Source organism: Waterburya agarophytonicola KI4 (assembly GCF_020640915.1).
GTDB lineage: Bacteria > Cyanobacteriota > Cyanobacteriia > Cyanobacteriales > Xenococcaceae > Waterburya > Waterburya agarophytonicola.
Window position 1 is genome coordinate 69,715 of the sequence record NZ_JADWDC010000016.1, and the last position, 10,567, is coordinate 80,281.

9 protein-coding genes are annotated in these 10,567 nt (G+C 37.3%); 5 read left to right on the forward strand and 4 right to left on the reverse strand.

Annotation, left to right across the window (positions count from 1 at the left end; translation table 11 throughout):
• Positions 1–70: 70 nt before the first annotated feature.
• The 3 genes from I4641_RS08910 to I4641_RS08920 all read left to right on the forward strand — a co-directional run bounded on the left by I4641_RS08910 (position 71) and on the right by I4641_RS08920 (position 4,263).
• Positions 71–1,213: an alpha-D-ribose 1-methylphosphonate 5-triphosphate diphosphatase gene (locus I4641_RS08910; RefSeq protein ID WP_229640134.1), complete on the forward strand. Its 1,143-nt coding sequence runs from the start codon at positions 71–73 to the stop codon at positions 1,211–1,213.
• Positions 1,214–1,230: 17 nt separating this feature from the next.
• Positions 1,231–1,800: a hypothetical protein gene (locus tag I4641_RS08915; protein ID WP_229640135.1), complete on the forward strand. Its 570-nt coding sequence runs from the start codon at positions 1,231–1,233 to the stop codon at positions 1,798–1,800.
• A 480-nt stretch (positions 1,801–2,280) separates the two neighbouring features.
• Complete coding sequence (locus I4641_RS08920; protein ID WP_229640136.1) at positions 2,281–4,263, forward strand: choice-of-anchor I family protein; 1,983 nt, start codon at positions 2,281–2,283, stop codon at positions 4,261–4,263.
• Positions 4,264–4,320: 57 nt separating this feature from the next.
• Here the strand turns inward: I4641_RS08920 and I4641_RS08925 are convergent, their stop codons facing one another.
• From I4641_RS08925 to I4641_RS08935, 3 genes are read right to left on the reverse strand one after another with little or no spacing between them, the layout of a single operon-like run.
• Positions 4,321–5,646: an RNA-guided endonuclease InsQ/TnpB family protein gene (locus I4641_RS08925; protein WP_229640137.1), complete on the reverse strand. Its 1,326-nt coding sequence runs from the start codon at positions 5,644–5,646 to the stop codon at positions 4,321–4,323.
• Between the two features lie 29 nt (positions 5,647–5,675).
• Entirely contained in the window at positions 5,676–5,885 is a 210-nt protein-coding gene (locus tag I4641_RS08930; protein ID WP_229640138.1) for a GNAT family N-acetyltransferase, read from the reverse strand.
• A gap of 2 nt (positions 5,886–5,887) precedes the next feature.
• Positions 5,888–6,448, reverse strand: a complete 561-nt coding sequence (locus I4641_RS08935; protein WP_229640139.1) for a phosphonate degradation HD-domain oxygenase — start codon at positions 6,446–6,448, stop codon at positions 5,888–5,890.
• 283 nt (positions 6,449–6,731) lie between these two features.
• Here I4641_RS08935 and I4641_RS08940 point away from each other — a divergent pair, with 283 nt between their 5' ends.
• A complete protein-coding gene (locus tag I4641_RS08940; protein ID WP_229640140.1) occupies positions 6,732–7,940 on the forward strand; it encodes a glycosyltransferase in 1,209 nt (402 codons plus the stop codon).
• Positions 7,937–8,956 carry a CHAD domain-containing protein gene (locus tag I4641_RS08945; RefSeq protein WP_229640141.1) on the forward strand — a complete coding sequence of 340 codons (1,020 nt, stop codon included), beginning with the start codon at positions 7,937–7,939 and terminating at the stop codon, positions 8,954–8,956. The genes I4641_RS08940 and I4641_RS08945 overlap by 4 nt, the downstream gene beginning before the upstream one ends.
• Positions 8,957–8,960: 4 nt before the next feature.
• Here the strand turns inward: I4641_RS08945 and I4641_RS08950 are convergent, their stop codons facing one another.
• Positions 8,961–10,232 (reverse strand): glycosyltransferase, encoded by a 1,272-nt coding sequence (locus I4641_RS08950; RefSeq protein WP_229640142.1) that lies wholly within the window; start codon positions 10,230–10,232, stop codon positions 8,961–8,963.
• Between the last annotated feature and the right edge of the window lie 335 nt (positions 10,233–10,567).

Genomic DNA, 10,567 nt, shown 5'->3' on the forward strand with positions numbered 1-10,567 from the left:
TGCAAGTTAATCCTATTTTGAAAATTGATAGTTGTCCATTTTCAATTATTAATTGTCTATTAATAAAACCATGCAGGAAAAAATCTACACAAACTATCGCTTGCTTCTACCCAACGAAGAAATATTAGGTACGATCGCCATCAAAGATGGAATTATTACTGATATCCAGGGGGGAGTAGTCTCCCAAGGAAAAAATGGCGATGGTAATTATCTTTTACCAGGTTTAATTGAACTCCATACCGATAACCTCGAAAAGTGTATTTCTCCGCGTCCTAAAGTCAGGTTTCCCTTAGAATTGGCAGCAGTCAACCATGACAAAGACTTAATCAGTTCGGGTATAACTACGGTGTGTGATGCGATCGCTATTGGAGATGTAACGCCAAAAGATGATTCTCTACGCATCAATCACTATGCAGCAATGATTGATACCGTGGCAGAGGGACAGGCTGCGGGTAGGTTTAGTACGGATCACCTGCTACATCTACGTTGTGAACTAGGTTACGAACATCTCTACGAGATTATCGAACCCTATGCAGAACACCCGTTGTTAGCAATGATTTCCTTGATGGATCATACTCCTGGTCAACGTCAATTTGTTAAAATTCATAAATACAAAGAATATTATATCGGCAAGCATGGCGTATCCGAAGCGAAGATGGACGAGTTTATTGCTACGCGATTAGATAACCAACACAAACACGCCGTAGAAAACCGTCTGGCTTTAGTTGAATTAAGCCAGAAAAAAAATATTTCTCTAGCCAGTCATGACGATGCTACGGTAGATCATGTCCGAGAAGCGATCTCCGAAGGAGTAGTCTTAGCAGAGTTTCCCACTACTTTTGATGCAGCAAAAGAAGCTCACAACAATGGTTTATTAGTACTAATGGGTGCGCCAAATGTAGTCTTAGGTGGTTCTCATTCAGGCAATGTGTCGGCAATGGAGTTAGTAGAATTAGATTTAGTAGATATTATCTCTTCTGATTATGTACCCAGGAGCTTATTACACTCGGCATTTATTATTAGTAGAACAGCCAATAAAGCATTGTACGAAGTAATCAAATATATTACCCTAAATCCAGCCAAAGCTATTAATTTAGATAATCAAATTGGCAGTTTAGAAGTAGGTAAAAAAGCCGACTTTATTACCGTACATAACGATGATGTAGTTCCTATGATTAGGTCAGTTTATAAACAAGGCGATCGCGTAGCTTAGTTAGGAGTAATTATCCATTGTCCATTGCTAATTGTTATGGGTCGCGTAGTCCTTTAGGGTCATTTATTATTTATGCTTGTCCAGTAGGGGAATTGAATAAGCAAATAGAGAAGTATTTCGATCTAAGTCGCGAATTGTATGGGGCAAATTCAGCCCATAAATATATGCCTCATTGTACTCTCACAGGATTTTTCAATGCCAAATTAGATTTAATTCCTGTTTATCTAGAAGCTTTGGATAGAGCATATATTGAAGCCAAAAACAATCATTTTTTAGAAATAGAAATCGAGCAATTGACCTTTAAAGAAAATTGGTATGGTTTGGAATTGCAGTGCGATCGTCTCAAGCAATTAATTGCTAACTTTGCTCAAACAGAAACTCTTGCAAAATATTTTGACAAATTGAGATTAAAAGATTGGTTACATCTTAGTTTGGCTTATGATTTTAACTCCGAACACGAAACTCAATTAAAGCAATTGGCAATAGAGACGATCGATATAAAAGCAAATGTAAATTGGGAATTACGTTTCTATCAAAAAAATCCCGATTGGTCTTGGAAATGCCTTCAATCTTGGGCAATTAATTAGCCATAATTGTTAATTATTCATTGTCCATTATCAATCTATGCCTTACCCATAACTCCCGAAACTCTTGTTTAGAATAGCTTATAGCCTCCGATATTGGGCTTGATTTTTGCTGTTTCCCTTTTGTTTTGGTTGTTAGCGAACGCTTTTCCGTTAGTCTAAACTACAGTTAATTATTAATTAACTCTTAACCATTAATTTAACTACTATTTACCTGTGTCTGAGACGATGAGAAGTGGATTTTACGTAGTTGTAGAAACTAATACTTGATCGAGTGAATGTAAAGAATTTATGTCGATATCATTTTAGTCGATACTTTTTATAAACGTCAAGAAAAATATCTAATTAACTTGATAAAAAGTGCAAAAAATATTCCTTTCGATGAAAATTACTAAATCTAGTATTGGTTGAAAGCAAAACTACAGTAAATATCCAGTTGTAGAAAAAATCTAAAAAATATTAAGTTTCTTATCACAAATTTACATGGATAATTCTATTGAGTTAACACAAATTGGTCGCTATGATTCGGGGATTTTCGATGAAGGGGCGGCTGAAATTACGGCTTACGATTCAGGCAGCCAACAGTTATTTGTGATTAACGGTGCGACTAGCACTATTGATATTTTAGACCTTAGCGACCCAACCAATCCTACTTTCGTAAATGCGATCGATATTTCCGAATTGGGAGATGGCATTAATAGTATTGCTATTAAGGATGGTATCGTCGCCGCAGCCATTGAAGGAGAAGCTGCCGAGGACTTAGGAAGTATTGTTTTCTTTGATATTGAAGGCAATGTTTTAAACCAAGTAACCGTAGGTGCATTACCCGACATGGTTACGTTTACTCCCGACGGAACTAAAGTATTGGTAGCCAATGAAGGCGAACCTGATGGGGACGAACCTACTATCAATCCTGAAGGTTCGGTAAGTATTATCGATATTTCTGGAGGTATTGAAAATGCAACGATAACTACTGCCGACTTTACTGCTTATAACGGCAAAGAAGAAGAATTACGCGGTCAAGGGGTGAGAGTTTTCCCTGGCATAGACTTTGCTAATGATGTCGAACCAGAATTTATTACTGTAAGTCCCGATGGCACCCAAGCATTTGTTGCTCTCCAAGAAAATAATGCGATCGCCGTAATCGATCTGGAGACTGGGGAAGTTAGCGATATTCAAGGTTTAGGTTTAAAAGACTATAGCCTGGAAGGGAATGGTTTAGATGCCAATGATGAAGATGAAGAAATAAACATTCAAAACGAACCCGTCTTTGGACTCTATCAACCAGATGCGATCGCAGCTTATGAGGTAGATGGCGAGACTTACTACGTTACAGCTAATGAAGGAGATGCTAGAGATGAAGACGAACGCATTGAAGATCTAGAATTAGATCCCGATGCTTTTCCTAATGCAGAAGAGTTACAGTCAGAAGAAAACCTAGGACGTTTGGAAGTTTCTACCATTGATGGGGATACTGATGGAGATGGTGATTTTGACCAATTGGTATCCTATGGCGGACGTTCTTTTAGTATCCGCGATGCCCACGGTAACTTAGTCTTCGATAGTGGCGATGACTTTGCCCACATTACTGCCGAACAAGTACCCGAACTATTTAACTCCAACGGTACGTTAGACTCTTTCGATAGTCGCAGCGATGCTAAAGGTGCAGAACCTGAAGGGGTAGTTGTGGGAGAAGTAGACGGTACGCCCTATGCTTTTGTTGGTTTAGAAAGAACTGGCGGCATCATGGTATACGACATTGGCGATCCTGCCAATTCCGAATTCGTTCAATACATCAACCCCATCGACGAAGAAACGGGCGATGCTTTGGATCTTGCCCCTGAAGGCTTACAGTTTATTCCTGCCGATGATAGTCCCAACAGCGAACCTTTATTAACTGTCTCTAACGAAGTTAGCGGTACGGTTAGCATCTATCAAATCGATCTTTCTACTGATGGCGGTGAAAATCCCAGTCCTACTTTTGAACCCATTTTTGGTACTACTGAAAGCGAAACTATCGAAATCACTGGCAGCAATGGCTTAGTATTTGCTGGTGGTGGCGACGATTTAATCGATTTATCTACGGTCGAAGGTGGCAACCGTATCTATGGGGGAAGTGGTAGCGATACTATCATCCTCGGAGAAAATGACCGAATCTTTGCTGATGACGGAGACGATCGCATCTTTGCATTAAGTGGTGGCGGTAACAGCATCAACGGTAACTTAGGTGCGGATCAATTCTGGATTGCCAACGCTGAAATTCCCGACTCTCCCAATCGCATCAAGGACTTTACTAGCGGTGAAGATGTTATCGGTATTGCTGGTTTGGGTATCGGCTTCGACGATCTTGATATAACTCAAACCGACATGGGGGCGTTAATTTCTACCGACGGTAACGATTTGGCAATTGTTACTAATACTCCCGATGGTTTCTTATCCCACCCCGAACATTTTGTCTTTGCGTAGTTATTCAATCGACAATTGACAATTGACAATTTGTTTATATATTGAGTACTCCCCCTGCTAAAGCAACGCTTCGCTGGGGGATTCTAAGCGGATGTCTTCGTTCGGGCTGAAGCCTCTTCCTCCGACGTTTCCATTAACTGACCAAAGGCGATACCTTTGGGGATGACTCAAAACACCCCTAGACAGTCGGCTAAGTTCTAAACCCAACGTTCTGCTTACTTTACGGATAATGTTAGCTGCTCCATTGCAGTCTGCGTTCAAATACCATTGTCCATATCCAACTCGATACAAACCTCGCTTAGTTCTTCTGCCTGATGGTTTCCAATCCTTGGGTTTCTCACCATAAGTAGGAAGATAGTCACCATCTAAGAAACTAGCTTTGCTGGTATATGATTCTTCAGTCTCAAAAAACTGAATACCATATTGCTCACACATTTGAGCAATTCTGTCTTTAAGTCGTGCTGTGGGGATGGGTACGAACTCAGAATTATTTTTCTTACCGATGTTAATACTGTCTTTGTTGCGTTTATTCCAACCAAAAACAATAGTACCGATATTATTTTCGAGGCAATGAGATATTACTATCCTTGCTGCTTTGTTGATACCATCGCGTACTTGTCGATTACGTTTTTCAGTTATTGCAGCAAGCTTATTACTCCAGAATCCTTGTGATTTATTTTCTTTAATAGTTGATACTTGTTTGTTATACCAACGATTCATTGACTTGATATGTTTCCCATCAACAATAAAACTGGTTTCAACATTAGAAACACAAGTCAGCCAATTATTTAAGCCAGAGTCAATTCCCAGTACATTATTTGAATCAAGTTTTACTTTTTCTACTTCTTTTGTATAGACAAATTCAAAATAGAAACAGTTATTTCTCGGCAAAATTCTTAGCTCTTTAATACTTGCAAAATTAAGATTACTAGGCATTGGTATATAAAAACTGTCTAAACCAAACCAACGTTTACAAGTCTTACCCAGTGGGACTCTTATCTGATTATTTTTTAACTTAAGTGCTTGTTTAGGATAACTAACTGTAGCTAGACCACCTTTTTTTCTGTAGTTTGGTATCCTTGGTCTATCAGCTATTTCTCCTTTCTTATAAGCTTTAACTAAACCTTTATAAGAATTAAAAGATTCTGCTACAGTTCTTAATATTTGCTGTGCTGCTTGAGAGTGCAACACCTTGTAGTGATAGTTAGTTTTGTATTCCTTCTCTAAATCGTATTTGCCAATAATTTTCTTGGCTTTAAAGTATAGTTGTCGAGCTAAGTATATTCCCATGTTGGTGAGTTTATGAGACTCCTCACATAAAAATATTAGTATATTAATTAAGTCGTTATTTTGACCTACTAATATTTGTTGGCAACTGTACATACTGACCTCAAAAACTCAAAAGAATTATATCATGTTTCGGGATGGTTAAAACCATCTCTAAATCTTTGATTTAGCTCGCTTATATCCCCCGCTTGAAAGACGGGGGCTTTACGCTCCACAAAGGTAATTTTATAACATCCAGCATCAGCACTGATTTTTAAAGCCTGTTGCATCATTTGTTTGCCATAACCTCGACCTCTATAGCTAGATAGAAGTTTGGTCTCTATTTCGTTGTTCATTGTCAATTTGTGAATGACTTTTCAATCGCTGGCATGAAATATTCTACATCAGGCGTTTTCAAACCTTTTACCTTTGCCAGATCGTCCCAAATTCGCAATCTAACCGCATCTTCAGCATAAGGCTGGCTAATAAACTCTCTTGCCTCATCTTGAGTAAAAATACCACCCTGCAATTCTAAGCTAGTTTTAGAAGCCCAAGACAAACTACTCCAATAATCTTTATCTACCGCACAAAGATATCTTTTAGCATCAACGTGCATTCGGATAGGTTCAGTTACAGCATCGCTAAAAATAGTTTTTAGATAGCCCAAAGCTCTATATTCATGGCGATCGTCAATACCTCTTGCTGCTGGATCTTCCCCCAAATTATGAACCAGATGACCAAAATCGTGTAATAGAGACGCGGTAATTAATTCGAGGGTAGCATTACTAGTTTCGGCTAAGGTAGCACATTGCAAAGCGTGTTCTAATTGGCTAACCGCTTCTGTGCCATATTGTGCTTTCCCTTGAGTTGATAGTATTTTGAAAATCGATCTAATACGACTATTTTTTAAAGCATTCATTTTTAAGAATTAATTTATTTCATAGATTGTAAAACAAATTCAAACTAATAAAATATTTATAAGATTAATTTTAAGTTATTAAAAAGTTAACTATCAACCCACAAAATAGATAATAAAATCTTAAATTAAATATAATTTAAAATTTATTTTTGCTTGATAACTTTGCCAAGATAAGTAGCAACGAAAAGCAAGTTTAAAGCAATCGACGAATGAAACTTACAGCAAGTATTTTAAAATACAAAAATCAAGTTAGTAGCTGTCTCTTCGGAATCACAGTTATATTATGAGTCAAAATGTAAAACTTGAAGATTTAATTCCTGTACCTACGGGAATATTACGAATAAATAATCTTTTTCTTGATCGTCAAATAAATAGGAAATCTATTGAATTATCTTTAATTATTCCTACATATAACGAAAGTAAAAATATCGAACAATTGATTCAAATTATAATTAATACTTTAGATAGGATAGTAGTAAATCAATATGAATTAATTGTCGTTGACGACAATAGCCCCGACTTCACCTGGAAATTTGCTGCTGAATTAAGTCATAAATATTCTCAAGTAAAAGTCATACGTCGAGAATCTGAGAAAGGATTAGCAACGGCAACTATTAGAGGTTGGCAGGCTGCCAAAGGGCAAGTTTTAGGCGTAATTGATGGAGATCTACAACATCCCCCACACATTTTAACTAGGCTTTGGCAAGAAATTGAAAAAGGTGCAGACATTGCGATCGCCAGTCGCAATCTGGAAGGAGGCGGAGTCAGCGAATGGAGTATTGCCCGTCGCTTTCTTTCACGGGGGGCGCAAATGCTGGGGTTATTGGTTTTACCCGAAGTAATGGGGCGCATTAGCGATCCGATGAGTGGCTATTTTATGGTGCGTCGGGATGCTTTATTAGGTAAAACTTTCAATCCTTTGGGTTATAAAATTCTCGTTGAGGTGATGGCTAGAGGCAATATTCGTTGGATCGGTGAGGTTGGCTACATTTTTCAGGAAAGGAAGACAGGAGAAAGCAAGGTTACACATCAGCAATATCTTGAATATCTTTTGCATTTAATACGTCTTAGACTACATTTGTGGCAGATCGATCGCTTCATTCGTTTTGGCGTTTCAGGTTTTAGTGGCGTATTTATTAATCTGGCAGTTTTATACTTTTTACGAGAGTTTGCCGATCTCGGACTAACACGCAGCGCAATTATCGCAGCAGAAATAGCGATCGCCAATAATTTTTTCTGGAACGATCGCTGGACTTTCAAAGATATATCTAGCAATCAAAAAGGTATTCACAACAGACTAATCAGATTTTTAAAATTTAATTTGATTTGCCTTTCTGGATTAATATTGAATATTTTATTGTTAAATATTCTCTATAATTTATTGGGTATCAATGAATATATAGCAAATATCATCGCGATCGCCATAATTACTTTTTGGAATTATTGGTTTAACCTGAAACTTAGTTGGCGCACGACCGACACAAAAAAATGACACAAAAAAAGATCGACGAAGATAATACTACTACGTTTAAAGCCTGGGCAAATATGGCGATTTCCAAACACGCCAATAAAATTTTTAAACATGAAGCCAAGGTTATTAAAGATAAAGATCCAGAAAAACTACATCAAATGCGAGTCGGCGTGCGACGTTTACGCAGTGCGATAAACGTTTTTGCGATCGCTTTGGATTTGCCGCCAATGGTGACGGATAAAAATCTAGGTAAAATCGGACGGACTCTGGGAAAACTGCGAGATTTAGATGTTTTAATGGCTGAGTTGAGCAATAATTATCAACCCCAGTTACCCAAAAAAGAACGGCAAAGTTTAGACGAAGTGCTAGTTTCTTTGCACAAGCAACGCAAACATAAATTGCAGCAAGTACGTCAAACCCTTAAAGGACAATTTTATCTCGACTTCAAGCAGGAATTAAGCGACTGGTTGAGTAAACCTAAATATCAACCCATAGGAGATTTCGATCTCAAATTCGTCTTACCAGATTTATTATTACCTCAAGTTAGTCTACTGCTACTGCACCCTGGTTGGTTAGTGGGAGTAAAACCAGAAACCCTAAAAACAGGGGATGAAATTCAAACTACTCCAATATCCGATACCAAAGCAGTAGAAAAATTATTAGATCGGCAAGAAACAACGCTGCATGACTTAAGAAAAGTAGCTAAAAAGGCTCGCTACAACTTAGAACTGTTTACTCAATTCTACGATCTCAGATACCAAGATTACCTAAAAAAAATAGAACAAGTACAAGAAGTACTGGGAGAAATTCAAGATGCTTATGTACTCAGGGCGGTATTAGAAAAAATCTTAAAAGCACCAATTAAACGTAAAATGCCAGAATTGTCAGCATCACTTGCCAATAACCGCTACCAAAAATGGCAACAGTGGTCTATTTTACAACAGGAATTTTTAGCTGACGAAACTCGTCGGGAGTTGAGAGAAATAATTTGTCAGGTAAACAATCAGGAAATTCAACGATTGATAACTGAAAAGTAATTATTCATTGTTCATTGTTTAAATAACCCATAGTAGGATTTAGATTCATCAAAGGTCGATCGATCGCTTCTTGCCAGATATTGACCAAATTACGAATACTGTTTTCCCAGCTATATTCTTTAACAGAAAGTTTCGCTTGTTGTCCCATTCGCTGTCTTAAATCTGCGTTTTCAACTAATATTTTGAGTTTATTAATAAAGTCAGAGCGATCGCCTGGGGTATAGAGATAACTATTGCGACCATTTTGAATATTTTCGACTACTCCGCCCGAATTTGGGGCAAGCACGGGAATTCCCGCAGCAAAAGCCTCTAAAATAGTCAACCCTCTGGTTTCTTTTTCCGAGGTAGTGACGTGTAGATCGCAATTTGTTAATAATGCAGGAACATTTCCTGGAGATACTCTACCCATAAAATGAACATGAGGAGCCAATTTATTTAATTTTACAGCTATTTGCGATCGCATCGGACCATCTCCCGCCACAATAATTGCTACTTTAGTCAAATCTATTTGTTGAGATAAGCTTGTCATAGCACTAAGCGTAAAATCCCAGCCTTTGTCAGGGTACAAACGTCCGAGAAAAACAATTTTAACTAGTTTATCTATCTGAGATATTCCATAGTTAGATTGCCAAAAATTTGGTTTTATTAGACACTTTTGGAAATTCGCAGCATCGAAACTAATTAAATTACTATAGCGAGTATTATTAATTCCTAATTCTTTAATTTTAGCGTGAGTAATTTTACTAGAAACTAAAGTTAGATCGTAAGAATTATATACCCAGACAATTAGTTTTCTAAGCAAATATTTGATTGCAGCAAATATAGGCGAAGGGAGAGGAAAATAATCTCCGAGATAATCTAAGAAGTTGGTACGAAAGAAGCAAACACAGGGAATGCCTACCTGTTTAGCATAATTAACTCCCGCTAGCCGACAAAAACCGACATAAAGTCTTTCGGGTTCGTCTACATGAATAATATCAGGTTGAAATTCCTTTAATTCTTTAATAACTGTTTGATAAGAACAGCGATTTACATTTGGCTCATAATCTAATCCGACAAAAGAATCGCTGGCTAAGTTGATAATCTTTACTCCAGGCAAAATTTTGCCTGTAAAGTCTCGCCAGTTCGGATAACTTTTTTCTAACCTGCTGTAATCGGGACAAAATAACCTAACCTCATGTCCCCACTGGCTTAATACTCTCAACCTTTGTAGTCCACTAACGGTAACGCCATCAATAATTGGTAGAAAACAAGATGCAATAATGGCTATCTTCATTGTGGAGATTGTGATTTTGCTAACTATAAACAATATAAAAATAAACAATATAGATAAAAATTAGCTTAAGAATTGTCTATGGTTTGGCTTACTTATAGTTAAATTAACCAAGGCTTAAACTAATTAATTGAATTTTCTTCCTGGTAAGACTAAACTCGTCCATAGTGTATGAGGAGTTAATTCAAAATAATGGTACGTATTTCGTCTTATTGTTACAAAACCACACTAGAAATAGCCGTAATATTTGTTTTTTTGAGTTTAAGACTATTGCTCGATAGTAATAAGTAGTTCCACCTAAATAAAAGTAAAATAGAAAATGATGTATTTGAGATAGT